20 protein-coding genes are annotated in these 26,406 nt (G+C 71.4%); 9 read left to right on the top strand and 11 right to left on the bottom strand.

Annotated features, from left to right (window positions below):
- Positions 1 to 36 precede the first annotated feature (36 nt).
- The 3 genes from ACOJV9_RS04145 to ACOJV9_RS04135 all read right to left on the bottom strand — a co-directional run bounded on the left by ACOJV9_RS04145 (position 37) and on the right by ACOJV9_RS04135 (position 4,683).
- Positions 37 to 1,860, bottom strand: coding sequence for a GMC oxidoreductase (locus tag ACOJV9_RS04145; RefSeq protein ID WP_420183914.1), 1,824 nt, complete (start codon positions 1,858 to 1,860; stop codon positions 37 to 39).
- A gap of 9 nt (positions 1,861 to 1,869) precedes the next feature.
- Entirely contained in the window at positions 1,870 to 3,459 is a 1,590-nt protein-coding gene (locus tag ACOJV9_RS04140) for a succinic semialdehyde dehydrogenase (RefSeq protein WP_420183913.1), read from the bottom strand.
- A 102-nt stretch (positions 3,460 to 3,561) separates the two neighbouring features.
- Positions 3,562 to 4,683: a GuaB3 family IMP dehydrogenase-related protein gene (locus ACOJV9_RS04135; RefSeq protein ID WP_420183912.1), complete on the bottom strand. Its 1,122-nt coding sequence runs from the start codon at positions 4,681 to 4,683 to the stop codon at positions 3,562 to 3,564.
- A gap of 154 nt (positions 4,684 to 4,837) precedes the next feature.
- Here ACOJV9_RS04135 and ACOJV9_RS04130 point away from each other — a divergent pair, with 154 nt between their 5' ends.
- Positions 4,838 to 6,466, top strand: coding sequence for a DHA2 family efflux MFS transporter permease subunit (locus ACOJV9_RS04130; protein ID WP_420183911.1), 1,629 nt, complete (start codon positions 4,838 to 4,840; stop codon positions 6,464 to 6,466).
- 58 nt (positions 6,467 to 6,524) lie between these two features.
- Positions 6,525 to 7,562, top strand: coding sequence for a P1 family peptidase (locus ACOJV9_RS04125; RefSeq protein WP_420183910.1), 1,038 nt, complete (start codon positions 6,525 to 6,527; stop codon positions 7,560 to 7,562).
- A gap of 5 nt (positions 7,563 to 7,567) precedes the next feature.
- Here the strand turns inward: ACOJV9_RS04125 and ACOJV9_RS04120 are convergent, their stop codons facing one another.
- Complete coding sequence (locus ACOJV9_RS04120) at positions 7,568 to 7,735, bottom strand: hypothetical protein (RefSeq protein ID WP_420183909.1); 168 nt, start codon at positions 7,733 to 7,735, stop codon at positions 7,568 to 7,570.
- A 47-nt stretch (positions 7,736 to 7,782) separates the two neighbouring features.
- Positions 7,783 to 9,390: an IMP dehydrogenase gene (gene guaB, locus ACOJV9_RS04115; protein WP_420183908.1), complete on the bottom strand. Its 1,608-nt coding sequence runs from the start codon at positions 9,388 to 9,390 to the stop codon at positions 7,783 to 7,785.
- A gap of 216 nt (positions 9,391 to 9,606) precedes the next feature.
- On the opposite strand from guaB, the gene ACOJV9_RS04110 reads away from it, so the two are divergent.
- A complete protein-coding gene (locus ACOJV9_RS04110) occupies positions 9,607 to 9,894 on the top strand; it encodes a WhiB family transcriptional regulator (RefSeq protein WP_420183907.1) in 288 nt (95 codons plus the stop codon).
- 167 nt (positions 9,895 to 10,061) lie between these two features.
- Here the strand turns inward: ACOJV9_RS04110 and ACOJV9_RS04105 are convergent, their stop codons facing one another.
- Positions 10,062 to 10,751 (bottom strand): aspartate/glutamate racemase family protein, encoded by a 690-nt coding sequence (locus tag ACOJV9_RS04105; protein WP_420183906.1) that lies wholly within the window; start codon positions 10,749 to 10,751, stop codon positions 10,062 to 10,064.
- A gap of 44 nt (positions 10,752 to 10,795) precedes the next feature.
- On the opposite strand from ACOJV9_RS04105, the gene ACOJV9_RS04100 reads away from it, so the two are divergent.
- Positions 10,796 to 11,017 carry an RNA-binding S4 domain-containing protein gene (locus tag ACOJV9_RS04100; RefSeq protein ID WP_420183905.1) on the top strand — a complete coding sequence of 74 codons (222 nt, stop codon included), beginning with the start codon at positions 10,796 to 10,798 and terminating at the stop codon, positions 11,015 to 11,017.
- Between the two features lie 15 nt (positions 11,018 to 11,032).
- On the opposite strand, the gene ACOJV9_RS04095 is transcribed toward ACOJV9_RS04100, so the two are convergent.
- Positions 11,033 to 11,611 (bottom strand): TetR/AcrR family transcriptional regulator, encoded by a 579-nt coding sequence (locus tag ACOJV9_RS04095; protein WP_420183904.1) that lies wholly within the window; start codon positions 11,609 to 11,611, stop codon positions 11,033 to 11,035.
- 110 nt (positions 11,612 to 11,721) lie between these two features.
- Between ACOJV9_RS04095 and ACOJV9_RS04090 the strand changes: the two genes are divergently transcribed.
- Complete coding sequence (locus tag ACOJV9_RS04090) at positions 11,722 to 12,474, top strand: hypothetical protein (protein ID WP_420183903.1); 753 nt, start codon at positions 11,722 to 11,724, stop codon at positions 12,472 to 12,474.
- Here the strand turns inward: ACOJV9_RS04090 and ACOJV9_RS04085 are convergent.
- Together ACOJV9_RS04085 and ACOJV9_RS04080 are read right to left on the bottom strand one after the other, a co-directional pair.
- Positions 12,355 to 13,389 (bottom strand): class I mannose-6-phosphate isomerase, encoded by a 1,035-nt coding sequence (locus ACOJV9_RS04085; RefSeq protein ID WP_420183902.1) that lies wholly within the window; start codon positions 13,387 to 13,389, stop codon positions 12,355 to 12,357. The genes ACOJV9_RS04090 and ACOJV9_RS04085 overlap by 120 nt on opposite strands.
- Complete coding sequence (locus ACOJV9_RS04080) at positions 13,386 to 14,390, bottom strand: LacI family DNA-binding transcriptional regulator (protein ID WP_420184128.1); 1,005 nt, start codon at positions 14,388 to 14,390, stop codon at positions 13,386 to 13,388. Before ACOJV9_RS04080 ends, ACOJV9_RS04085 begins: the two co-directional genes overlap by 4 nt.
- Before the next feature lie 249 nt (positions 14,391 to 14,639).
- Here ACOJV9_RS04080 and ACOJV9_RS04075 point away from each other — a divergent pair, with 249 nt between their 5' ends.
- On the top strand, positions 14,640 to 19,709 hold the full coding sequence (locus ACOJV9_RS04075; protein WP_420183901.1) for a GH92 family glycosyl hydrolase: 5,070 nt from the start codon (positions 14,640 to 14,642) through the stop codon (positions 19,707 to 19,709).
- A gap of 129 nt (positions 19,710 to 19,838) precedes the next feature.
- Here ACOJV9_RS04075 and groL read toward each other — a convergent pair whose 3' ends face one another.
- Positions 19,839 to 21,464, bottom strand: a complete 1,626-nt coding sequence (gene groL, locus ACOJV9_RS04070; protein WP_420183900.1) for a chaperonin GroEL — start codon at positions 21,462 to 21,464, stop codon at positions 19,839 to 19,841.
- Between the two features lie 140 nt (positions 21,465 to 21,604).
- Positions 21,605 to 21,898 carry a co-chaperone GroES gene (groES, locus tag ACOJV9_RS04065; protein WP_420183899.1) on the bottom strand — a complete coding sequence of 98 codons (294 nt, stop codon included), beginning with the start codon at positions 21,896 to 21,898 and terminating at the stop codon, positions 21,605 to 21,607.
- 264 nt (positions 21,899 to 22,162) lie between these two features.
- Here groES and ACOJV9_RS04060 point away from each other — a divergent pair, with 264 nt between their 5' ends.
- From ACOJV9_RS04060 to ACOJV9_RS04050, 3 genes are read left to right on the top strand one after another with little or no spacing between them, the layout of a single operon-like run.
- Positions 22,163 to 22,975: a GNAT family N-acetyltransferase gene (locus ACOJV9_RS04060; protein WP_420183898.1), complete on the top strand. Its 813-nt coding sequence runs from the start codon at positions 22,163 to 22,165 to the stop codon at positions 22,973 to 22,975.
- Between the two features lie 32 nt (positions 22,976 to 23,007).
- Positions 23,008 to 25,071: a SpoIID/LytB domain-containing protein gene (locus ACOJV9_RS04055; protein ID WP_420183897.1), complete on the top strand. Its 2,064-nt coding sequence runs from the start codon at positions 23,008 to 23,010 to the stop codon at positions 25,069 to 25,071.
- A 57-nt stretch (positions 25,072 to 25,128) separates the two neighbouring features.
- The gene (locus ACOJV9_RS04050; RefSeq protein ID WP_420183896.1) at positions 25,129 to 26,367 is read left to right on the top strand and encodes a class I SAM-dependent methyltransferase; all 1,239 of its coding nucleotides are present in this window, start codon (positions 25,129 to 25,131) and stop codon (positions 26,365 to 26,367) included.
- The last annotated feature ends 39 nt before the right edge of the window (positions 26,368 to 26,406 follow it).

The following is a 26,406-nucleotide window of genomic DNA, read 5'->3' as shown; positions in this document are numbered from 1 at the left end:
GCGTTCCGTTCGGGGACGCGGACCGAGGCGACCGACTTAGTGCGCGTTCCGTTCGGGGACGCGGACCGCAGGCACCGGCAGCCTGACCGGAACTCGCAAGAAGTCGGGGTGCACCGCCGGGTGGCGGGCGGGCACGGGATCGAGGCGCCGGTAGGCCTCGCCCTGCGCCGGGCGCAGGTCCGCCTCACCCTTGTTGGGCCACAGCGACATCGCGCGCTCGGACTGCGCCGTGATCGTGAGCGAGGGGTTGACCCCGAGGTTCGCCGAGACCGCCGAACCGTCCACGACGGAGATTCCGGGGTAGCCCCACAGGCGGTGGTAGGGGTCGACGACGCCGGTCTCCGGGCCGTCGCTGATGGCGGCGCCGCCGAGGAAGTGCGCGGTCAGGGGGACGTCGAACACCTCGCCCCACGTCCCCCCGGCGATGGTGTACTCGCCGGTGAGTTCATGCAGCCGCTTGGCCACGGCTCGCATCGAGTCGTGCCCGGTCTTGATGTAGGTCGGGTTCGGCTCCCCGTGGCCCTGACGGGACGTGAGCCCCCTCCGCCCGAGGAGTCCGCGACGCCCGGAGACCCGCAGCGAGTTGTCGCGGCTCTGCATGACGAGACCGATGATCGTGCGCTCGCTCCCCCGGTACCACAGGGGGAACGTCTTCATGAGCTGCCTGGGGTCGCGGGCCACGTCGAGAAGGAACTGCAGCGGCCGCGGGCGACCGGTGTCGCCCGCCACCATCAGCGTCGACAGCAGGCTCATGGCGTTGGATCCCCGGCCATAACGGCAGTTCTCGACGTGGGTGTCCTCGTCGGGGTGGAACGACGACGTGATGGCGATGCCCTTGTCGAGCGCTGCGTCCTCGTGGACGCGCGCGGTGATCGCGCCGAGCAGCGCCTCGCTGTTGGTCCGCGTGAGGTGGCCGAGCCGCTCGGAGATCTCCGGGAGCTCGCCCTCGTCACGCATGGTGTGCAGCAGGGTCTGCGTGCCCCACGTTCCGGCGGCAACGATGACGTGCCGGGCCGTGGTGGTCCGGACATCCTTGCCCGAGACCCGACCCGTGCGCTCATGCAGGACTCGATAGCGCTCGTGTGCCGGCCCGTCACCCTTGGTGCCGGGCACGACTCCCACCCGGGTCGCGGTGCGCAGCGGCTCGATGGCGACGCCGAGACCCTCGGCGAGGTGGAGGTAGTTCTTGCGCAGGGTGTTCTTGGCGCCGTGGCGGCAGCCCACCATGCAGTTGCCGCACTCGATGCAACCACGGCGCTTCGGCCCGGCCCCACCGAAGTAGGGGTCCTCGACCTCGACGCCGGGCTCGCCGAAGAACACCCCGACCGGAGTCTTCCGGAACGTCTCCGGGACGCCCATGTCACCGGCGACGTCGCGCCAGATCTGCTCGACAGGTCCCTCGCACGGGTTGTCGACCACGCCGAGCATGGAGGACGCCGTGTCGTAGTGCGTCGCCAGCTCGTCGCGCCAGTCGGTGATGTGGGCCCACTGCGGGTCCTTGAAGAACGGCTCCGGCGGCACATACAGCGTGTTGGCGTAGTTGAGCGAGCCCCCACCGACACCGGCGCCGGCCAGGATCATGACGTCGGGCAGCTTGTGGATGCGTTGGATGCCGAACAGGCCCAGTCGCGGCGCGAAGAGGTAGTTGCGCGAGTCCCAGGAGGTCTTGGCGAAGTCCTCGTCCTCGAACCGTCGGCCCGCTTCGAGCATGTGGACCGAGTAGCCCTTCTCCGCCAGCCGGAGGGCGGCGACCGAACCGCCGAAGCCCGTCCCGATCACGACCACGTCGACGTCGACGTCGACCCTCACGTCGTCGTGGCGGGGAGCGTCACCGTTGACGCGTGCAGGTGCCTGGGTCACGTCAGGAGCTCACTTCATTCCGAGGCGGCGCATGAGTCGCAGGGCGACCGTCATGCCGTGGGCGTACGTGTCCTCCGGGACACCGGGCAGACCGCCGAAACCGACGAGGTGCTGGGCGGTGACGTTCTGGCTCTCGGTGTACTTGACGATGCCCTCGCGACCGTGCCGGCGCCCGATGCCGGACGCCTTCATGCCGCCCATGGGCGCAGCGACGCTTCCCCAGGCCGCGGCATACCCGTCGTTGATGTTGACCGTCCCGGTGCTGATCTGCGCAGCGATCCGACGACCACGACGCACGTCGCGGGTCCAGACCGACGAGTTGAGGCCGTACTCGGTGTCGTTGGCGAACGCGACGGCCTCCTCGTCGGAGCCGACCTCGTAGACCGACACCACCGGGCCGAAGGTCTCACTGTCGCGGCAGACCATCGCCTCGGTGACGCCGGTGAGGACCGTGGGCTCGTAGACGAAGGGGCCGACGTCGGGACGCGGCCGGCCACCTGTGAGCACGGTGGCACCGTGCGCGCGGGCGTCCTCGACGTGCCGGGTCACCGTGTCGAGCTGGCTCCGGCCGACGAGCGAGCCCATGTCGTAGCCGAACTCGAGCCCGGTCCCGAGCGTCATCGCCTCGACCGCCTCGACGAACGTCGTGACGAACTCGCCGAAGACGTCGCGGTGGACGAGGAGGCGCTCGGCGCTGATGCAGAGCTGGCCGGCGGAGGCGAAGCACGCCCGCACCGCTCCGGCGACCGCACGAGGGATGTCGGCGTCGGCCGCGACGTACATGGAGTTCTTGCCACCGAGCTCGAGGCTGAAGCCGACGAGGCGCTTGGCCGCGGCCTGGCCCACGGTGCGCCCGGTGGGCGTCGAGCCGGTGTAGCAGACGTAGTCGGCCAGGTCGACGATCGCCTGGCCGGTGGAGGAGCCGGGGCCGAGGACGACCTGGAAGACGCCCTCGGGCAGTCCTGCCTCGAGGAGCAGCTCATGACCGGCGAGGGCCGTGAGCGAGGACTGCTGGTCGGGACGCAGGACGACCGCGTTGCCGGCCATGAGAGCCGGGAGGGCGTCGGTGATGGCCAGACTGAGCGGGTAGTTCCACGGCGAGACGATGCCCACGACGCCCTTCGGGCGGTGGCTGACGACGGTCTGGGACAGCACCGGGATTCCTCCCGGGACGCGGGTGTCCTTGAGGTATGCCGCCGCCGCTCGCGCATAGTGCCGGGAGACGATCGCACAGTCGGCCACCTCCTCGAAGGCGTGGCTGCGGGCCTTGCCGGACTCGAGCTGGATGAGGTCGAGGAGCTCGACCTGGCGCTCGAGCACGAGGTCGTGGAAGCGCAGGAGCACCTCGGCGCGACGCCCGAAGCCGAGCCGGCTCCAGGATCGTTGGGCGCCCCGGGCGGTGGCCATGGCGACGGCGACGTCCTCCGGCGTCGAGACCGGGAGCGTCGCGAGAGGCGCCCCCGTCATCGGCGTGTGGCTCAGATGCTCCGTGGCGCCGGGCCCGGCAACGACCCGCGAGGCGAGGCGGCGCACGCGACTCGGGTCCACGGCATACGTGGCGGTGGGGTCGAGCTCCGGGTCTGCGATGACAGGGGGCATGTCCGCAGGGTAGACAACCCGCCGACGGCGCGACACCCGTCGGGGATGAGGCGTGCGACCCACTTCCGCTCCCGTGGCCCGCACCCCGCGGCGGGAGGGGCGTCAGTCGTTGCCGTAGGGCGAGACGACGACCTCGACCCGCTGGAAGTCCTTGAGCTCGGTGTAGCCGGTGGTCGCCATGGCACGGCGCAGCGCACCGACGAGGTTGGTCGTGCCGTCCGCGATCCGGCTCGGACCGAAGAGGAGCTCCTCCATGGAGGCGACGGCCCCGACCTCGACCCGCTCGCCGCGCGGCAGCTCCGGGTGGTGGGCCTCGGGCCCCCAGTGGAAGCCGCGGCCGGGCGCCTCGGTGGCCCGGGCCAGGGCGGCGCCGAGCATGACGGCGTCGGACCCGCAGGCGATGGCCTTGACGATGTCACCGCTCGTGCCCACGCCACCGTCGGCGATGACGTGGACGTAGCGCCCGCCGCTCTCGTCGAGGTAGTCCCGGCGGGCCGCCGCGACGTCGGCGATGGCCGAGGCCATCGGTGCGTGGATGCCGAGCGTGCGGCGGGTCGTGTGCGCGGCCCCGCCGCCGAAGCCGACGAGCACTCCGGCCGCACCCGTGCGCATGAGGTGCAGCGCGGCGGAGTAGGTCGCCGCGCCGCCGACGATGACCGGGACGTCGAGCTCGTAGATGAAGCGCTTGAGGTTGAGCGGCTCGGCGCGGGCCGAGACGTGCTCCGCCGAGACGGTGGTCCCGCGGATGACGAAGAGGTCCACACCGGCGTCGACGACGGTCTTCCACAGCTGCTGGGTGCGCTGGGGGGTGAGGGCGCCGGCGACGGTGACGCCGGCCTCACGGAGCTGCCGGAGCCGCTCGGTGACGAGCTCGGGCACGATGTCGGCCCGATAGATCTCCTGCATCCGTGACGTCGCGAGCGCCGGCTCGAGGGTGGCGATCTCCGCGAGGAGCGGTGCCGGGTCCTCGTAGCGGGTCCACAGCCCCTCGAGGTCGAGGACCGGAAGGCCGCCGTGCCGACCGAAGGCGATCGCGGTCTCCGGCGACATCACCGAGTCCATCGGTGCCCCCATCACCGGGAGGTCGAAGTGGTACGCGTCGATCTGCCAGCCGATCGACACCTCCTCGGGGTCGCGGGTGCGCCGGGAGGGCACCACCGCGATGTCGTCGAAGGAATAGGCGCGCCGGGCCCGCTTGCCACGTCCGATCTCGATCTCGTTCACGCCCGCAGCCTAACCACGGGGGCGAGACAACGAGTTGGCGCTCGGCCTCCGGGCAGGAGCACAATGACCTGTTGCGGGTCTTCCCGCGACCCGGCGCCGTCGCCGTTGCCGACGCCGCACCCAGAATCCTTTTGCTCCCCGAGGAGACCCTTCCTTGTCCAGCCCTGCCCCGACCGAGTATCCCGACAAGATCGACGGTGCCGTCCTCAAGATCGCTGGTGTCGTCGTCCTCGGCGCCATCATGTCGATCCTGGACATCACCGTCGTCAACGTCGCGCTGCCGGACCTCCAGACGACCTTCACCGGGGAGGGCAACCCGTTGCCCTACTCCACCGTCGCGTGGACCGTCACCGCCTACACGCTGGCCCTGGCCACCGTCATCCCCCTCACCGGATGGGCCGCCGACCGCTTCGGCACCAAGCGCCTCTACATGCTCGCGCTGCTGCTCTTCACCGCGGGATCGCTGCTGTGCGCCGCTGCGACGAGCATCAACATGCTCATCCTCTTCCGCGTCGTCCAGGGCCTGGGCGGCGGGCTGCTCATGCCGCTCGGGATGACGATCATGACGCGCGCCGCCGGCCCGGCCCGCATGGGCCGCCTCATGGCGATCCTCGGCATCCCCATGCTGCTCGGCCCCATCGGTGGCCCGATCCTCGGTGGCTGGCTCATCGACAAGGTGTCCTGGCACTGGATCTTCCTCATCAACCTGCCGCTCGGCATCGCCGCGCTCGTCTACGCGCAGTGGGCCCTGGCCAAGGACGCCCCCGAGCCGACGGAGTCCTTCGACTGGCTCGGCATGCTTCTCATGAGCCCCGGCCTGGCGGCCTTCCTCTACGGCGTCTCGTCGATCCCCGAGGAGGGAACCTTCCTCTCGGCGAAGGTCCTCGGTTTCACCGGGCTCGGTCTGCTGCTCATTCTCGCGTTCGTCTTCCACAGCTTCCGTCCGGAGCACCCGCTGCTGGACCTGCGGCTGTTCCAGAATCGCAACCTCACGTGGTCGGTCGTGACGATGTTCATCTTCGCCGGCGCCTTCTTCGGCGGCCTGCTCCTCGTCCCGACCTACCTCCAGACGGTGCGCGGCGAGGGCGCCCTCGACGCCGGTCTGCTCGTCGCCCCGCAGGGCATCGGCGCGATGATCACGATGCCGATCGCCGGCGCCCTCGCGGACAAGCTGCCGGTCGGCCGCATCGTGCCGTTCGGGCTCGCCACGATCACCCTCGGCATGTTCGGCCTCACCCAGGTCGACGGGAACACCTCCTACTGGGGCTACCTCATCCCGGTGCTGTTCGTCATGGGCCTCGGCATGGGCGCGACGATGATGCCGCTCATGACGTCCGCCATCAAGACCCTGACGTCGCACCAGGTCGCACGCGGGTCGACGCTGCTCAACATCAGCCAGCAGGTCGCGAGCTCGATCGGTGTCGCGATCATCTCGGTCGTGCTCACCAACGGGCTCAGGAAAGACGAGCTCGTCACGCAGGCGGCGGCCTTCGGCGAGGCCTCCGCGGCCGACCCGAACAACCCCTCGCTGCTCCAGCAGTTCCCGCTCGTGGGCGAGATCCTCGCTCGCTTCGGCAACGACGCCGCCGCCGGGCAGGCCGCGCTGCAGTCCGCCGTCCAGAACGCCATGGGCGAGGTCTTCGGCAACACCTTCCTCGTCGCCGCCGTCATGGTCGCCTTCACCCTCGTGACCGCGTCCTTCCTGCCGCGCAAGCACGAGGAGAGCCACCTGCTCGACGACGCCGACGCCGCCGACGTCGCTCCCCCGGTGATCCTGCACTGATCCCGCGTCCCGAAGGCCGGTCCACCGCGGGTGGGCCGGCCTTCGGCATGCTGGGGGCATGAGGGCAGCACAGCCGGGTCGTCACAACGCGATCACCGACGTGGCGGGCGTGCTCGTCGGTCACGTCACCCGCGACGAGCCGGGCCGGCTCACCGGCGTGAGCGTCGTCGTGCCGCCGCCGGGAACCACCGGCGGTGTCGACGTGCGCGGCGGGGCCCCGGGCACGCGCGAGACCGACCTGCTCGACCCCACCTGCCTGGTCGACCGCGTCGACGCCGTCGTGCTCTCCGGCGGCAGCGCCTTCGGGCTGGCCACCGCGGACGGGGTGATGCAGGCCGCGTATGCGGCCGGGCTCGGCTGGCCGGTCGGCGCGCCCGACGACGTCGTGCCGATCGTCCCCGCTGCGGTCGTCTTCGACCTGGGCCGCGGTGGCGGGTTCCTGCATTACCCCGACGCCGCGGACGGTCGCGCGGCCTTCGACGCCGCCACGGACGGCCCGGTGGCGCTGGGTGCGCTCGGCGCGGGGACCGGCGCCCGCGCCGGCGGGCTGCGCGGCGGTGTCGGCTCGGCCAGCGCCGTCGTCGACGGTGTGCGCGTCGGTGCCCTCGTGGTCGTCAACGCGATGGGCTCGCCCTGTGACCGTGACGGAAGCCTGTATGCCGTCCGCTCCGGTCTCGCGGACGAGTTCGCCCACGTGCCCGTCCCGGATCCCGCGCTGGCGCAGGCCTACTGGGCCGAGCGCGCCGCGGAGGAGGACACCTTGCGTGCCGGCACCGCGACGACCATCGGCGTCGTTGCCACCGACGCGACCCTGAGCAAGGTGCAGTGCCGGGCCTTGGCCCGGGTGAGCCACGACGGACTGGCTCGGGCGCTGTCACCGGTCCACACGGCATACGACGGGGACACCCTGTTCGCGCTGGCGACGGGCGAACGCCCGGCCCCGAGCGACCTCGACCTCGTGCGCCTCCAGACCGTCGCCGCCGACTGCGTCACCCGCGCGGTCGGCCACGCGATGCTGGCGACGGTGTCCGTCGACCGCAGCGCGGACGGCGGCATCGCGCTCTCCTCATGGACGGAGCGGCTGACCCGCGGCTGACCGGCTCAGCCGGCGTGACGGATCATGAACTCCGCGTCGCCGTCGCGGCCGCCGGTGGGGTCCGGCGGCGGCTCGGTCTGCTGAGACGTCGTCATCTGGTCGGGAGAGATCCGCGGCAGGTCCACGTGCACGCGGTGCTGGAGGTCGCTGGCGCGGTGCTCGGTGTCGGGCATCGGGACTCCTGACGGTCGTCGGTCTCCCCAGTGTGGACCATCGCGGCTCAGCGCGACGAGTAGTTCGGCGCCTCCACGATGCCGGTGATGTCGTGCGGGTGGCTCTCCTTCAGCCCGGCGGTCGTGATCCTCACGAACCGGCCCTTGGCCTTGAGGTCGCCGATGGTGCGGGCGCCGACGTAGAACATCGACTGGTGCAGCCCACCCACGAGCTGGTGCGCGACCGCGCCGACGGGGCCGCGGTAGGCGACCTGGCCCTCGATGCCCTCGGGGACGATCCGGTCGTCACTCGTCACGTCCGCCTGGAAGTAGCGGTCCTTGGAGTACGACTTCTTGCCGCGCGAGCTCATCGCCCCGAGCGACCCCATGCCGCGGTAGGCCTTGAACTGCTTGCCGTTGATGAAGACCAGCTCACCGGGCGACTCCTCGCAGCCGGCGAAGAGCGAGCCGATCATCACGGAGTCGGCGCCGGCGACGAGCGCCTTGGCGATGTCGCCGGAGTACTGGAGCCCACCGTCGCCGATCAGCGGGACCCCGGCGGGCGTGCAGGCCTGGGCCGCGTTGTGGATCGCGGTCACCTGCGGGACGCCCACACCGGCCACGACCCGGGTGGTGCAGATCGAGCCCGGCCCGACACCGACCTTGACGGCGTCCACGCCGGCGTCGATGAGCGCCTGCGCTCCGGAGCGGGTGGCGATGTTGCCACCGATGACCTGGACGTGGCGGGTCGCCGGGTCCTTCTTGAGCCGCTCGATCATCTCGAGCAGGAGGCGTGCGTGGCCGTGGGCGGTGTCGACGACGAGGACGTCGACACCGGCCTCGATGAGGGTCGTGGCCCGCTCCCAGGCCTCGCCGAAGTACCCGACGGCGGCACCGACCAGCAGCCGGCCGGAGGCGTCCTTGCTCGCGTGCGGGAACTGCTCGGACTTGACGAAGTCCTTGACCGTGATGAGGCCGGTGAGCCGACCCTGGGCGTCGACCAGCGGGAGGCGCTCGCGCTTGTGCTGGCGCAGCAGGCTGGTCGCCTCCTCGTGGCCGATGTCCTCGGGACCGGTGATGAGCGGCATGGGGGTCATGACGTCCCGGACGAGGGTGGTGGCCCACTCGGCCACCGGGGTGAAGCGCAGGTCGCGGTTGGTGACGATGCCGATCAGGTGCCGGCCCTCGTCGAGCACGGGAAGGCCGGAGACGCGATAGCGGCCGCACTGCTCGTCGAGGTCCTCGAGCGTGGCGTCCGGACCGATGGTGACCGGGTTGGAGATGCGGCCGGTCTGGGTGCGCTTGACGAGGTCGACCTGGTAGGCCTGGTCCTCGATGGAGAGGTTGCGGTGCAGGATCCCGAGGCCGCCCTCGCGCGCCATGGCGATCGCCATCCGGGCCTCCGTGACGGTGTCCATGGCCGCGGACACCAGCGGGACCCGGAGGCTGATCTCACGGGTCAGCCGCGAGGTCGTGTCGACCTCGCTGGGGATGACGTCGGTCTCCCCGGGCTGGAGCAGCACGTCGTCGTAGGTCAGGCCCAGCTCCGCGAACGGCGCGGGCAGGCCCTGCGGCGGCCCTTCGGCGGGCCGCTCGGCAGGAACGGGTGCTGAGGGCGTCCGCGCGGTGGCGGACTCGGCCTCGAGGTGGGTGGGGTGGTCGACACCAAGGCTCATTGCCCAAGTCTAGGCCAGTGGCGGGCCGCCCCGATCCGGCGACCGTCGCCGCCCCGTCGACCGGAGGAGTCCGGCCAGGGGACGCTCTTTGCCAACTTCTTACTCGGGCCAGACCCGGACCTTGCCAACCCGTTCCTAGCCTGATGCTGCGCAGCAGGGGCGCGTGGACATCGCAGGGACCGACGACGGAGTCGGCCTGCACGGACAGGAGGGGTCATGACTGACATCGCACGACTGCCGAAGCCGACGCTGGACGTGTGGGAGTGGCAGTTCGACGGTCATTGTCGTCAGGTGAGCCCTGAGGTCTTCTTCCACCCCGAGGGCGAGCGGGGCAACCAGCGCCGCAGCCGTGACGACCGCGCCAAGGCCGTCTGCGACAGCTGTCCGGTCCTCCAGCGGTGCCGGGAGCACGCCCTCGCCTCCCGTGAGCCGTACGGCGTCTGGGGCGGCATGACCGAGGACGAGCGGATCCGCATCCTCAACCAGCGCGAGCTCGCAAGCTGACCGACGTCGGCAGCGAAGAACCGCGCCGTCGGCCGGCCGGGAGTGAACAGGGACACTCCCGGCCGGCCGACGCACCACACGTGCTCGGGTGGCTGGTCTGGATCAGGGAGAACCTTCCAGCCGCCCGAGCATGACCTCTGTCCCAGCCCCGCCCGCCGCCGGAGAGGTCAGGCGCAGAGCCAGTCGACTCCCGCCGCCACGTGCAGGGCGGTGGTGTCGTACTGCGGCAGGATGCCGTCGTCCGGCCCGAGCAGCAGCCCGATCTCGGTGCAGCCGAGGACGAGGGAGTCCGCACCGCGCTCGGCGAGGCGTTCGATGACGCCGAGGTAGGCGGTCCGCGACTCCTGGCGGACGACGTCGTGCACGAGCTCGTCGTAGATCACCCGGTGCACCGTCTCGCGGTCGGCCTCGTCGGGGACGACCACGTCGAGACCGTGCTCACGCAGCCGTCCGGCATAGAAGTCCTGCTCCATGGTGAACCGGGTGGCGAGCAGAGCCACGGCGGTGCGACCGTCGGCCTGCAGGGCGTCGGCAGTGGGGTCGGCGATGTGCAGCAGCGGGGCACCGAAGGCCTCCTCCACGGCGTCGGCCACCTTGTGCATCGTGTTGGTGGCCAGCAGCATCGCCTGCGCGCCACCCGACCGGAGCCCGCGGGCCGCCTCCGTGAGCACGCTCGTCGCGAGGTCCCAGTCGCCGTCGTGCTGGGCATGAACCACCGGGTCGAAGTCGACGCTGGAGACCAGGAGCCGCGCCGAGTGGTGGCCGCCGAGGCGGGCGGCCACGCCGAGGTTGAGCCCGCGGTAGTAGGCAGCCGTGCTCGTCCAGCTCATCCCGCCGAGCACTCCGAGCATCCGCATGACGGCACCCTAGGCCACCTCGCGCCACGCCTATCCTTGGTCCCGTGACCCCCACCGAGATCCCCATCGCCGGCGAGAGCATCCGCCTCGGCCAGCTCCTCAAGTTCGCCTCGGTCGTCGAGGACGGCGCCGACGCCCGGGCGGTCATCGAGGCCGGCGCGGTCGAGGTCAACGGCGAGGTGGACACGCGGCGTGGTCGTCAGGTTCGCCCGGGAGACACCGTGACCTACGCCGGTGAGACCTTCGCGGTCATCCAGGAGGCGTAGGACCGACCCGCGCGGTCATCGGGGGCGGGGCGACACGAAGGGGACGAGGACGTCGTCGACGATCTCGACGACGAGCGCCTCGTCGACCGGGTCGCCGGTGACGAGCAGACGGTGCCAGAGCACGCTCTGGCCGAGCTCACGGGCGAGGTGGACGGGGACGTCCGCCCGCACGTCACCTCGGCGGATGCCGCGGGCGAGCAGCGCCGACATCTCCTCCTTGCGGTAACCGATGACGTCGTTGCGCAGGGTCTCGGCGAGCTGCTCGTCCTGCACCGACGCCGCGACGACGCCTCGCATGACCGCAGCCTGCGGGCCGGTGAAGAGCATGGCCCAGCCGCGCAGCACGGACAGCATGTCCTCTCGGTAGCTGCCGGTGTCCTCGTGCGGGATCGCCGTCCGGGCGATGCCGACCAACGTGTCCCGCAGCAGCGTGCGGCTGTCGGGCCAGCGCCGGTAGAGGACCGGCTTGCTCGTGCGCGCCAGTGCCGCCACGGCCTCCATGGTCACCGCCGCCGGACCGCCCCGGGCGAGGAGCTCGAGTGTCGCCTCGCGGATGGCGTCATCGAGCTCGACGCCGCGCCTGCGTGTCGCCACCCGTCACCTCCGTGTCCTGGACCCTATCGAAGAAACGCTTGCGTTTCTTCTGGGACGAGCCTACTCTCGGCGTCATAAGAAACGCCACCGTACCTTCCGAGGAGAGCGTCATGTCCCTTCCCGCCCTGCACCCCCTGCGGTCCACGAGCACGGCCACGGTCCGCCACGCCGAGCTTCCCCACGGCCGCCGCCGGATCACCATCGACCACCGGCCCCTGGCCGGCGTGTCCCCCGCGATGCTTTTCGACTGGTTCACCCACCTCGACGGGACCCTCTCCTACGGCGGCCGGACCGTCTCGCGCTACCTCGCGTGGCACCCCCTGGACCACATCAGGTGGGAGCTGGACCGGCCCGCCACGGGTGGCGGCGCCGGCGAGGGGGCACGGTTCCGCATCGTCGAGGCCTTCGGTGGCGACCCGGCATACGCCGTGGACGTCGTGGACCGGGTCGAGAAGCTCGACGAGACCGGCATCCGGCTCGTGACCCGGGTGGCCGGAGCGATCGTCGTGCAGCTCGAGCACACCTGGTCCCCTGGCTCGGACGGCACGCACTACGTCTCCGTCATGGACCTCGGCGCCCGCAGCGCGCTGATGTGGCCGGTGAACGCGTGGCTGCGGCGACGTTTCCCCGACGACATGGCCCGCGCGTGGGTCCGGCACAACATCGAGGAGGTGGGGCAGCTCGAGCACCTGCTCCCCGCGCTGGCGCACAGGGACGCCGCGCCGGTCCGGACAGCGGAGGGTTCAGACCGCCGGTGGCATGCACCGGATGAGGGTGACGTCACCGCTCACGGTGACCTCACCAGCGGCGTGCGGCACGAGCAGGACGTCACCGGCGCGCACCTCGCGCGTGCCGTGTCCTGAGGACAGCGTTCCGGCTCCGTCCACGACGACGACGGCGGCGTATGCCGCGGGCACGGTGACGTCGCCCGTCACCGGACGCACGACCTCGGCGCAGAAGAAGTCGCTCGCCTCGTCGGGGAGGGCGGGTCCATGGCCCTCGACGTCCGCCCAGCGGCGGCGCAGCGAGGCCAGCCGCTCCGGCGTCACGGGGCCGTGGTCGACGCTGCGCAGGGCCAGCGGGCGGTCGAGGCCGAGGAACGCGTGGTCGAGCTCGAGGCCGAAGCGCTGGTGCTCGAGCATGACGGAGAAGTCCGTCGGCTCCTGGAGCTCGAGGATGAGGACCCCCTCGCCGATGGCGTGGGGCTGGCCGGCGGGCACGAGCACGGCGTCGCCGACGGAGACCTCGATCGGGTTGAGCGCCGCGAGCAGGCGCTCGTCCTGCGCGTCGACCAGCTCGGCGAGCTCCTCCGGGCCGAGCTCGTCGCGGAAGCCCACCCACACGGTGGCCCCCGGCTCGGCGACGAGGACGATCCACGCCTCGGTCTTGCCGTGGTCGCAGTCCAGGTGGGCGGCCGCGAACTCACGGCTCGGGTGCGAGTGGACCGGCAGTCGCTCACCGCTGTCGAGGAGCTTGGTGAGGAGGTGGGGCTCCTTCCCGAAACGCGCCACGTGCGCCTCGCCGAGCCACCCGTCCGGGTCCGCCCGGAGCGCGTCCGGCAGCTCGGCTCCGCTGTCGAGCGTCGTGACGCCGCCGCCGCCCTCTGCGAACAGGCGGGCCGTCGAGCCGACCCAGTCCTCCGGGGAGTAGCCGTCGAAGTCGGGCGGCACGTCGAGGCCCCGGAAGGCGAGGATGCGCTCGCCACCGCGGTAGAAGCGCCGCGGCGTGTTGACCGTGAGGGTGGCGATCGTCGCCGTGGTGGTCGGGGTGTCGGTCATGGCAGTGCCTTCCGGGAACGAGCGGATTCGGGGAGCCTTCCGGACTCCCGGACGATGAGGCGCGTGGGCATGACGACGGTCTGGGCCGGCGACTCGTCGCCGAGGAGCCTGGCGAAGAGCTGGAGGACCGCCTTCTGCCCGATCGAGGCCGGGTCCTGGTGCACGACCGTGACCGAGGGTTCGACGAGGTCGGCAAGCTCGAAGTCGTCGTAGCCCACGAGCCCCATCTCGAGGTCGGCGTCGCGCATCGCGTGCAGGGCGGCGAGGGTGACCCGGTTGTTGCCGGTGATGACCGCCGTGACGGGACTGCGCTCCCGCGACCAGGCGCTCAGGCGGGTCGTGAGCGACTGCGCCGTGTGCGGTCCCATGGCGACGCGGGTGTCGCCGGGCAGGCCGAGCGCGTCATGGATCGCGACGAACGACTCGCGCCGCTGTCTCGCGGTCCAGAACTCGGCGTCGTCCCCGAGGAAGGCGATCCGCCGGTGCCCGTTGGCGACGAGGTGCTCGACGGCGCTGCGCACCCCACCCGGGTTGTCGCTGATGACGGTGTCGCACGGCTCGCCGCGCACCGGCCGGTCGACGTAGACGATGGGGGTGCCGCTCGCCGAGACCGTCGGGTCGGTGACGGGCCGCTCCCCCGCCGGCACGACGACGAGCCCGTCGACTCGGCGGTTGATGAGTCCCTCTAGGACGACCCGCTCGCGCGTCGGGGAACCCTCGGCTGACGCCGTGATGAGCTGGTACTGGCGAATGCGGGCCTCCCGCTCCACGGCTGCGCTGATCTGTGAGTAGAACGGGTTGGCGAGGTCCTCGACGACGAGGGCGATCGTCTGCGTCCGGCCCTGGCGCAGGATGCGGGCGCCGTCATGGCGCATGAAGCCGATGCGGTCGATGACCCCACGGACGCGCAGCTCGGTGTCGCGTCGGACACCGGGCTCGCGGTTGACGACGCGGGAGACGGTCTTGACGGACACGTGGGCCTCCGCCGCCACGTCCGCCATGGTCGGCCGGGCCGATGTCCGCTTGCCTGACAACGCTGTCACGCCCTGATCTCACCAAACTCCGTGCGTCGGGGCAACGTGGGCGCGGCCTCCAGGCGCCCGTCACGGTGAGATTGTCCGATTCCCTGTCCTCAGCGGACAAGGTGAGGTGCTCGCGTTGCGGCACCGACGGCATACCAGCATCGTCGGGCGGGACGGCTGGTCACGGGAGACCCGCCGACGCTCAACGACGAGCTCCCCGGAGGAAGCATGCGCCCCACCACCGCAATCCCCAGAGGCCTGACTGCCGGTGCCCTCGCCCTCACCCTCGGGTGGGCGACGGGCTCCGCCGCAGTCGCCGCCCCACCACCGACGGCGGCACCCGCAGCCGTGGAGGGCGGCGCGTGGTCGACCTCCTTCGATGCGGGCCAGCCGCAGCCGCTCGAGTCCACCGTCGAGGTCGACGGTGACGGGCCACGGCAGCAGAACGTGACCGGCGGCACCGCACCGGACGGCAGCCTCCTCGGCTCGGTCACCGGTGTCACCGCCAGCGCCGAGAACCCCCCGGGTGAGGTCGCGGCGAACCTCACCGACGCCAACCCGGACACGAAGTGGCTCGCCTTCCAGAGCACCGGCTGGGCCCGCTACCAGCTGTCCGCGCCCAAGAAGGCGCTGACGTACACGCTCACCTCGGCCAACGACGCGCCCGAGCGCGACCCGAAGGACGTCACCGTCCAGGGCTCCACCGACGGCACCACGTGGACCGACCTCGACCGCCGCACCGGGCTCAGTTTCTCGAGCCGGCTGCAGAAGCAGACCTTCACCGTGACCACCCCCGGTGAGTACACCTACTACCGGCTCGACATCACGGCCGTCAACGGTGCCAGCCTGCTGCAGCTCGCGGACTGGGGCCTCTTCGGCGAGGTCACCTCGACCGAGCCCGAGATCGCCCCGATGGTCACCGCCGTCGGCGCCGGACCCCGCTCCGGACTCAACCTCAAGCCGAACGTCGGCTGGACCGGCGTCAAGGCGATGCGCTACGGCGGGCAGCACACCGCGGCCGGCCGCGGGTTCGCCTGGAACCGCCTCTTCGACGTCGACGTCCCCGTGGGCGACCGCTCGCAGCTGACCTACAAGATCGCGCCCGACATGGTCACGGGCGACCTGTCGTATCCCTCGACCTACACCGCTGTCGACCTGCGCTTCACCGACGGCACCTTCCTCTCGGCCCTCGGCGCGACCGACGCCTACGACACGGCCGCCTCCCCGAACGGCCAGGGCGTCGGCAAGATCCTCTATGCGTCGCAGTGGAACTCCGTCACCGTCGACCTCGGTACCGCCGCCCGGGGCAAGACCGTCGACGCGATCCTCCTCGGCTACGACAACACCGCCGGCCCGACGAAGCAGACGCGCTTCAGCGGATGGGTGGATGACGTCATCATCGACCCCGCCCCCGTCGCGCTCGACCGATCCAGCCCGTCGTATGCCGTGGACGTGCGCCGTGGGACGAACAGCTCGGGTGCCTTCTCCCGCGGCAACAACCTGCCGATCAGCGCCGTCCCCAACGGGTTCACGTTCTTCACGCCGGTGACGAACGCCAACTCGCAGACGTGGCAGTACTACTACCAGCAGGGCAACAACGCCCAGAACCGTCCGACCCTGCAGGGCCTCGGCATCTCGCACGAGCCCTCCCCGTGGATGGGTGACCGCAACCAGATGTCGGTCATGCCCTCGATCGCCCAGGGCGTCCCCACCGGCAGCGCGTCCGGCCGCGCCATCGCCTTCGACCACGACGACGAGGTGGCCCGTCCGGACCACTACCGGGTCCACCTCGACGGCGGCATCATCGCCGAGACCGCCCCGGCGGACCACGGTGGCGTCTACCGCTTCACCTTCCCGGACTCGGCGCCGACCGGAAGCCTCGTGCTCGACACCGTCGACAACAACGGGACCTTCACGGTCGACGCGGCGGCAGGGACGCTGAGCGGCTGGGTCGACAACGGCAGCGGCCTCTCCGTGGGTCGCAGCCGGATGTTCGTGCACGGGACGTTCGACCGAGCCGCCACCGCGACGGGCGTCGCGCCCAACGGCCACACCGGGACGCGCTACGCGAAGTTCGACACGAGCACCGACCGCGACGTCGAGCTCCGGCTCGCGACCTCGTTCATCTCCCTCGACCAGGCCAAGCGCAACGCCTCGCTCGAGCTCACGGGGCGGACGTTCACCGAGGTCCAGACCGCCGCCAAGGCCATGTGGGACGAGCGCCTCAGCGTCGTCGAGGTCGAGGGCGCGAGCGACACCGAGCTGCGCAACCTCTACTCCAACCTCTACCGCCTCAACCTCTACCCGAACAGCCAGTTCGAGAACACCGGCACAGCGTCGACGCCGACGTTCCAGTACGCCAGCCCGGTCTCGCCGAAGTCCGGCGCAGCCACCGCGACGACGACCAACGCCCCCATCAAGGACGGCAAGATCTACGTCAACAACGGCTTCTGGGACACCTACCGCACGGTGTGGCCCGCCTACTCCCTGCTCTACCCGGAGTTCGCCGCCGAGATCGCCGACGGCTTCGTCCAGCAGTACCGCGACGGCGGCTGGGTGGCACGGTGGTCCTCCCCGGGCTACGCCGACCTCATGACGGGCACCAGCTCCGACGTCTCGTTCGCCGACGCCTTCGTCAAGGGGGTGCCGTTGCCCGACAAGGTGGGCACCTACGACGCGGCGCTCAAGAACGCGACCGCACTGCCCACGTCGTCCGGCGTCGGCCGCAAGGGACAGGCGAGCTCGCCCTTCCTCGGCTTCACGCCGGACAGCACCCACGAGAGCGTCTCGTGGGGTCTCGAGGGGATGATCAACGACTTCGGCATCGGCAACCAGGCCGCCAAGCTCGCCCAGGACCAGAGCGTCCCGGCCAAGCGACGCGCAACCCTCGCCGAGGAGTCCGAGTACTTCCTCAAGCGCGCCACCTCCTACACCAACCACTTCGACCCCAAGAGCGGCTTCCTGCGGGTCCGCTCCGCCGACGGCAGCTTCGCACCGAACTTCGACCCCGAGGTCTGGGGCGGCGGCTACACCGAGACCAACGGCTGGAACTTCGCCTTCCACGCCCCGCACGACGGCAACGGGCTCGCCAACCTCCTCGGAGGTCGTGAGGCGATGGCCGACAGGCTCGACGAGTTCTTCACCACTCCGGAGACCGGGACCAAGCCGGGCAGCTACGGCGGCATCATCCACGAGATCATCGAGGCGCGTGACGTCCGGATGGGCATGTTCGGGATGAGCAACCAGGTCTCGCACCACATCCCGTACATGTACAACTGGACCGGCAAGCAGTCCCGCACGGCCGAGAAGGTGCGCGAGATCCTGCGCCGCCTCTACGTCGGTGGCGACATCGGCCAGGGCTACCCCGGAGACGAGGACAACGGCGAGCAGTCGGCGTGGAACACGCTGTCGTCGCTGGGCATCTACCCGCTCCAGGTCGGGTCGGCCGAGTGGGCCGTCGGGTCGCCGAAGTTCACCAAGGCGACCGTGCACCGCACCCAGGGCGACATCGTGGTCACCGCCCCGAACAACTCGGAGCGCAACATCTACGTGCGGAAGCTCACCGTCAACGGTGAGGGGCACAAGGGTGTGTCCATCCCGCACAGCAAGCTCGCGGGTGCGACGACGATCGACTTCGCCATGGGCGCGTCCCCGTCCGACTACGGGACCCAGCCCAACGCCGCTCCCCCGTCGCTGACCAAGGGCGACGCCAAGCCGGCGCCCCTGCGGGACGCAACCGGACCGAGCCGCGGCACGGTCACGGCTCCGGGTGCCACCAGCTCCGCGGCATTGTTCGACAACACCTCGACCACCTCGACGACGTTCGCCTCGGCCACGCCGACCATCACGTACAGCCTCTCCGGGGTCGGCCAGCGGGCGAGCTTCTACACGCTCACCAACGGGTCGGCCGCCGGTGAGCCCACCGCGTGGCGGGTCGAGGGCCAGCGCAACGGCACCTGGGAGACCATCGACACCCGGAGCGACCAGGCCTTCGCCTGGCGGACGCAGACACGACCGTTCAAGATCGCCACGCCGGGCACCTACACCGCCTACCGGGTCGTCGTCACGGCGAGCACCGGGACGCCGACGCTCTCGGAGGTCGAGTTCCTCACCGACGGCTCCTTCGCGGAGAACACCGGTGTCAAGGTGAGCGCGACGAGCACGCTCGAGGGCGTCGAGGGCGCGAAGATCGCCGGCACCGTCGGCACCTTCTCCGGTGGCAAGGGCACGTCGGCCGCCGACTACTCGGCGACGATCACCTGGGGTGACGGCACCTCCTCGGCCGGGACCATCACGGCCGGCGACCTGGGGTCCTACTCGGTCAAGGGTGAGCACACCTGGGCCGAGCCGGGCTACTACCAGACCGTCGTCACGGTCAAGGACGGCAAGGGCCAGGTCAGCGGCATGGGCGGCGTCACCGTCCACCAGGCCGTGGTCCCGTCCTACGCGTCCGGCTTCAACCTCGTGTGCATCGGCGAGCCGGGCACCCAGAGCACCTGTGACGGCGGCCAGGCGGGCATCTCCCGGCCTGCGCTCGTCGAGGCCGGTGTCACGCCGGGCCGGCTCCTCACCGTGCCGGGCACGGACCTGCGCTGGTCGCTGCCGGCCATCCCCGCCGGGGAGGACGACAACGCCACCGGCGCCGGGCAGACCCTTCCAGTGACGCTCGCTCCGGGTGCGACGAAGCTGAGCCTCATCGGCACGGCGACGCAGAAGGACCAGGACACCGTCGGCACGGTGACGTTCACGGACGGCACCACGACGGCATACCCGATCCAGTACGGCGACTGGTGCGGCCCGGCCAGGTTCGGCAACACGATCGCCGTCGAGATGACGTCGAGGCTCAACGGGACGAGCACGGACGGCTGCCACCTCAAGCTGTTCGCGACCGCACCGCTGACCATCCCCGCCGGCAAGACCGTGGCGTCGGTGACCCTGCCGACCCAGACGGGCAACCCGCAGTCCGCCGGACGGATCCACGTGTTCGCGGTGGCCGACAACGGCGCCCCGCTCACGGTGACCCCGGCGACCGGCGCGACGGCGAAGGCGGGCTCCGCCTCGTCCGTGACGCTTGGCACCGTCACCGGTGGCGTGCCCGCCGAGGGTGGCTACACCGCCCGCGTCGCGTGGGGCGACGGCAGCGCCACCGAGGACGCGACCGTCACCGTGGCGGCCGACGGCACGGCCACCCTCAGCGGCTCGCACACCTGGACCCAGCCGGGCAGCTGGACGGCCCGGGTCCTCGTGGGCGACAGCCGCAACGACACGGTGGCGGAGGTGAGCGTCACCGTCACCTGAGACTCCGATGGCCCGGCGGTGGACCCCCTGCCCGCCGGGTCATCGGGCCAGAAAGCCCGTGGCCCGTGCGCCTCCCCGAGAGGAGGCACACGGGCCACGGGCCTGTGCGGTGGTGCTGGCGGCGCAGCCTCAGTGGCTGTGGCCGTGACCGCCGTGGGCGTGGCCCTGGGCGTTGCCGTCCTCGTCGACCTTCTTCTCGACGACGAGGGTGTCGGTCGTGAGGACCATGGACGCGATCGACGCGGCGTTGCGCAGCGCGGAGCGGGTCACCTTGACCGGGTCGATGACGCCGGCCTTGACGAGGTCCTCGTAGTCGCCCGTGGCGGCGTTGAGGCCCATGCCCGGCTCGAGCTCGGAGACCTTGGCGACGGCGACGTAGCCCTGGAGACCGGCGTTCTCGGCGATCCAGCGCAGCGGCTCGGCGGCGGCCTTCTGCACGATGGCGGCGCCGACCTTCTCGTCACCCTCGAGGCCGAGACCGTCGATGACCTTGACGGCCTGGATGAGGGCGGAGCCGCCACCGGCGACGATGCCCTCCTCGATGGCCGCGCGGGTCGCCGAGATGGCGTCCTCGATGCGGTGCTTCTTCTCCTTGAGCTCGACCTCGGTGTGGGCACCGACCTTGATGACGCAGACGCCACCGGCGAGCTTGGCGAGGCGCTCCTGGAGCTTCTCGCGGTCCCAGTCGGAGTCGGTGCGCTCGATCTCGGCCTTGATCTGGCCGACGCGACCCTCGACCTCGGTGCGGTCGCCCGCGCCGTCGATGATCGTCGTCGTGTCCTTGGTGACGACGACGCGACGGGCCTGGCCGAGCACGGTGAGGTCGGCCTGGTCGAGCTTGAGCCCGACCTCCTCGGCGATGACCTGGCCACCGGTGAGGACAGCCATGTCCTGGAGCATCGCCTTGCGGCGGTCACCGAAGCCGGGCGCCTTGACGGCGACGACGTTGAAGGTGCCACGGATCTTGTTGACGACGAGCGTGGACAGGGCCTCGCCGTCGACGTCCTCGGAGATGATGACCAGCGGCTTGCCCGACTGGACGACCTTCTCGAGGATCGGCAGGACGTCGGCGATCGCCGAGATCTTGCCCTGGTTGATGAGGATGTAGGCGTCCTCGAGGACGGCCTCCATGCGCTCCGCGTCGGAGATGAAGTACGGGGAGATGTAGCCCTTGTCGAACTGCATGCCCTCGGTGAACTCGAGCTCGGTGGACGCGGTCGAGGACTCCTCGACGGTGATGACGCCGTCCTTGCCGACCTTGTCGAACGCCTCGGCGATGGTGGCGCCGATCTCGGGGTCCTGGGCGCTCAGCGACGCGACGGACGCGATCTCGTCCTTGCCGTCGACCTCACGGGCGTTCTCGAGGAGGCGCTCGGACACGGCGTCGACGGCCTTGTCCATGCCGCGCTTGAGCGCGGCCGGGGCGGCACCGGCGGTGACGTTGCGCAGGCCCTCGCGGACCATGGCCTGGGCGAGCACGGTCGCGGTCGTCGTGCCGTCACCGGCGACGTCGTTGGTCTTGGTCGCGACCTCCTTGGCGAGCTGCGCGCCGAGGTTCTCGTAGGCGTCCTCGAGCTCGATCTCGCGGGCGATGGTCACCCCGTCGTTCGTGATCGTGGGGGCGCCCCACTTCTTGTCGATGACGACGTTGCGGCCCTTGGGGCCGAGCGTCACCTTGACGGCGTTGGCGAGCGCGTCGACGCCGCGCTCGAGCGCCTTGCGGGCGGAGTCGTTGAACTCCAGTTCCTTGGCCATGGGTGTCCTTCAGGTAGTTCGATGAGGTGCCCCGGCGGGGCACGTCAGGTCAGATGCGCGTATGCCGTGGGCTCACCGTGGAGGCGAGCCCACGGCATACGCGGTGGTTCTGGTGCGCTGGCGCGCAGGTGGTGCGTCGATCAGCCGATGACGGCGAGGACGTCGCGGGCGGAGAGGATCAGGAACTCCTCGCCGCCGTGCTTGACCTCGGTGCCGCCGTACTTGCTGTAGATGACCTTGTCGCCGACGGTGACGTCGAGCGGGACACGGTTGCCGTTGTCGTCGATGCGACCGGGGCCGACCGCGAGGACCTCGCCCTCCTGGGGCTTCTCCTTCGCGGTGTCCGGGATGACGAGACCGGACGCCGTGGTCTGCTCGGCCTCGAGCGACTTGATGACGATGCGGTCCTCGAGCGGCTTGATGGAAACCGACACTGTGTGACCTCCCCTTTGGGATGAGTCGAAGATGGACAGGGATACAGCTCGCTGCGGTGCGGTGGTTCCGAATCGCCGTCGCGGGGGTCGAGTCGGGCCGCGTGCGCTGGCACTCACAACAGCCGAGTGCCAATGAGGCAAATCTAGGTCGGGCGTTAGCACTCGGTCAACTCGAGTGCCAGAACTTCTCGCTCTGTTCGCCGTGGGCGCAGCGCCCGTCAAACCAGTGGCGGTGGCGGCGGTGGTCCTGACAGGCTCCGCAGCATGACCTCCACCGACCCGGCCGCCCTGCTCGCGGCCTACGACGCCCAGCTCCGCCGCGAGGCCGAGGTCCCCTCGGCCCTGTCCTGCACCGAGGTCGGACCGCTGCTCCTCGCGACCTACGTGGGTGGGCGCGGGTTCATCACCTACCGCACCCTCGAGGTCGACGGGCGTCCTGCGACGGCGGAGTCGGTCCACGACCTGGTCGAGGCGGTCCTCGAGCACTACCGGGCCCAGCCCGAGGTGCTCAAGGTGGAGTGGAAGACCCGCGGGCACGACCGCGCGCCGGGCCTGCACGAGGCACTGGTGGGGTCCGGCTTCGAGCCCGAGGAGGCCGAGTCGGTGATGGTCGGGGACGCGGCGCTGCTCGCCGGCGACGTCGAGCTGCCCGAGGGGGTCACCGTGCGTCAGGTTCGCGAGGAGACCGAGGTGCGCGCCATGCTGGCGATGCAGGCCGAGGTGTTCGAGGAGGACCCGGACGACGCCCGGGCCCACGACGAGGAGCTGCTGCACCGCCTCCGCACGCGCGACGACCTGGAGCTGTGGGTCGCGGAGGTCGACGGCCAGGTCGTCAGCGCCGGTCGCCTCGAGCCGGTGGAGGGCACCGAGTTCGCCGGGGTGTGGGGCGGGGCGACCCGGCCGGAGTTCCGCGGTCGCGGCATCTACCGCGCGCTGACGGCAGCCCGCGCCCGCTCGGCCATCCGGCACGGGAAGCGCTTCATCCACAGCGACTCCACCGAGTTCTCCCGGCCCATCCTCGAGCGTTCCGGCCTGCTCAAGGTCACGACGACGACTCCTTATCTCTGGAAGCGGTGACAGATGGACTAGTTATCCGCCACTCTGTGCGGATGCGCTCTCCGGTTGCCGTCGTCGCGACGTTCGCGGTCCTCCTCCTCACGGGGACGTCGGCCGCCGACGCCGCGACCAAGCCGCCGGCTCCGACGCCCTTCGACATCTCCTCGGTGACGAGGACCGTCACCCGGTCCTCCACCGCGCCCACGACCCCCGTCGCGCCGGTCCTCGCGCTCCAGGGTCGCGGTTTCGGCCACGGTCGCGGCATGTCGCAGTGGGGCGCACGGGGTGCGGCGACCCGGGGGCTGACCGCGCCCCAGATCCTCGACTTCTACTACCCGGGCACGAGCCCGGCCAGCGTCGGCAACCCGCAGGTGCGGGTGCGCCTCACCTCGATGGGCAGCAGCCCGACGGTCGTCGCCGGCGAGGCCGGACTCACGCTCACCGACGGGACCTGCACCGCTGCCCTCGCCCCCGCCACCGCGACGTCGTGGCGGGTGAGCCGCACCAGCACCGGGAGCTGGGCGGTCGAGGGCCACTACACCAACGCGTCGGGGACCACCGGGTGGTGGCGCCTCTCCACCACCTGCACGGGCTTCGCGAGCGCCAAGGAGCTCACCTTCGTCGGAGACGGCTCCCTCGCCGCCTCGGTCCTCACCCTGCGCACCCCCTCGGGCAACCGGCAGTACCGCGGTGGGCTGAGGGCCGCGGCGGTCGTCCTGCGCAGCTCCGGCACCAGCACCTCGACGACCGCGACGGTCAACGTCGTGGCGATGGACAGCTACCTGCGCTCCGTGGTCCCCGCCGAGATGCCGGCCTCGTGGGCACTGGAGGCGGTCAAGGCGCAGTCCGTCGCCGCGCGGTCCTACACGGCTGCCCGCCTCGGCAGCGCCGACGGCTTCGACATCTGCGACACCACGACCTGCCAGGTCTATCCCGGTCTCACGAGCTCCAACCCCGAGCACCCGAACTCGGACGCCGCCGTGGCGGCGACCACGGGCCAGGTGCGCACGTACGGCTCACTCATCGCCGTGACGGAGTTCGGCTCGACCAACGGCGGTCAGGTCGTCGGTTCCTCGCTGCCCTACCAGCTCGCCAAGGCCGACCCGTACGACGGCGTCCACGCCGATGCCCCGGACACCTGGTCCTACGCCACGATGCCGGCCTCGGCGGTCGAGAAGGCGTGGCCGGCCATCGGGACGTTCCGGTCGATGAGCGTCACCCGCGACGGACGCGGCACCTGGGCCGGCGGGCGGGCGACGTCCGTGGTGCTCACCGGGTCGGGCGGCAGCGCCACGGTGGGCGCCGAGACGTTCCGGTCCCGGCTCGGGCTGCGTTCGACCTGGTTCACCCCCGTCGGCTCCTCCGTGGGGACCGACTTCGCCCGCAACGGTTTCTCCGACCTCATCGCCCGCGACGCCGGCGGCACCCTGTGGAACTACCCCTCCAACGGACGCGGCGGATGGCTGCCCCGGACGACGATCGCCACCGGGTGGGCGGCGGCGCCCGAGATCCTCGCGCCCGGGGACTTCTCGGGGGACGGCATCCCCGACCTGCTCACCCGGTCGGCGGCCGGCGACCTCATCCTCCGGCGCGGCACCGGCACCGGCACGCTGGGGGCCGGCTCCGTCGTCGCCCAGGGGTGGCAGGGCTTCACCGCCGTGCTCGCCCCCGGTGACCTGGACGGGGATGGGCACCTCGACCTGCTCGCCCGCGACTCGGCCGGGACGCTGTGGCTCTACCGCTCGAACGGCGCCGGCGCCCTCCTCGCCCGGGTGAGCAAGGGTGGGGGCTGGCAGGCCTTCCGGGAGCTGGAGGCCGTCGGCGACCTCGACCGCGACGGCGGGGCCGACCTCGCCGGCATCACGACGACCGGCGCCCTGCAGCTGCTCCGGTTCTCCCCGACCGGGGCCTACCTCGGGGCCCGGCACCTGGGTTGGGGGTTCACCGGTTTCACCGGCCTGACCGGCATGGGGGACGTCAACGGCGACCGGTTCCTCGACGTCATGGCCCGCGACACCGAGGGTCGCCTGTGGGCCTACCTCGGCGACGGCGCCGGGGCGGTACCGGCCCGCATGCACGTCGCGACCGGCTGGCAGTCGATGACCTTCGGCAGCTGAGGCCCGGAGCGGCCGTGCTCCCGGGGGCGCCACCGTCCGGGATGAGAGGGTTGCCCGGTGGACGTCAGCACCGTGAAGGCCCTCGCAGGCCCGGAGGGGCAGGAGCTGCTCCGGTCCCTACCGCCCTACAGCGACTCCACGGCCCTCACCCTCCAGAACGGGCTCCGCAGGGCAGGGCACCCGCCGGAGCTCGTGGCGGCGGCGCTGACCCAGCAGCGGCTGAGGGCCAGGGCGGTCGAGAAGTTCGGCGAGTTCGCCTCCGACATGCTCTTCACGCCGGACGGTCTCGAGCAGGCGACCCGGCTCGAGGTCGCGGTGGCTCACGCTCACCGCTTCAGCCGGGCCAGCCTCGCCACGGTGCACGACCTCGGCTGCGGCATCGGGGCCGACGCGGTCACCCTCTCCTCGCTGGGTGTCACGGTCCGGGGGGTCGACGCGGACCCGGTCACCGCGGCGGTGGCCGACGCCAACCTGCGGCCGTGGCCGGACTCGCGTGCGCGTGCCGGCCGGGCCGAGGACGTCGACATCGGCAGCGACCCCGGCCGCAACCGCGTCGGTGCCTGGCTCGACCCCGCCCGCCGCACTCGTGGGGTCGCCGACATCACGGGGAGGACCCGGCGCACCTTCCGGCTCGGGGAGATCTCCCCCTCCTGGGAGTTCGTCCAGCAGGTCGCGGCTCGCGTGCCGGCCACCGGGGTCAAGCTCAGCCCCGGCCTGGACCATGCCGCGATCCCCGCGGGCACCGAGGCGCAGTGGACGTCATGGGCGGGGGACGTCGTCGAGTGCGCGATCTGGTGGGGTCCGCTCGTGGTGCGGCGCGGGCGCACGGCGCGCGTCATGGGTCCGGGGGCCGGGCCCGCCGTCGTCGACGAGTCCGTGTCCGACCCGGTCGTCCCGCTCGCGGCCTCCCTCGCCGACGTGGGGACCTGGCTGCACGACGTGGACCGGGCGGTCATCCGCGCCGGACTCGTCGGCTCGGTCACCCGCGCCACCGACGGCGTGGAGTCCGACGAGGGCACCGGCTACGTGTTCACGTCGCGTGACGTCACGCTGAGCTGGACCCGCCGGTATGCCGTCCACGAGGCGATGCCGTTCACCGTCAAGACCCTGCGGGCCTGGCTGCGTGGGCACGGCGTCACCGGCCTGACCATCAAGAAGCGCGGCATCCGCCTCGACGACGAGCAGCTGCGCCGCGACCTGAAGATCGGGACCAAGGCCGGGACCGGTGAGCAGGCGACCGTCGTGCTGACCCGCGTGGGCGGCTCCCCCGCCGCGCTCGTCGTCTCCCCCGCCTGAGCTTCTCCGCCCCATGAGGGAACCTGCGGGGTCCGGAGG

The sequence above is a fragment of the Knoellia terrae genome, assembly GCF_048606435.1.
Classification (GTDB): Bacteria; Actinomycetota; Actinomycetes; order Actinomycetales; family Dermatophilaceae; genus Knoellia; species Knoellia terrae.
Note: the sequence above shows the minus strand (reverse complement) of the source record. Positions and strands in the feature narration are given on the sequence as shown.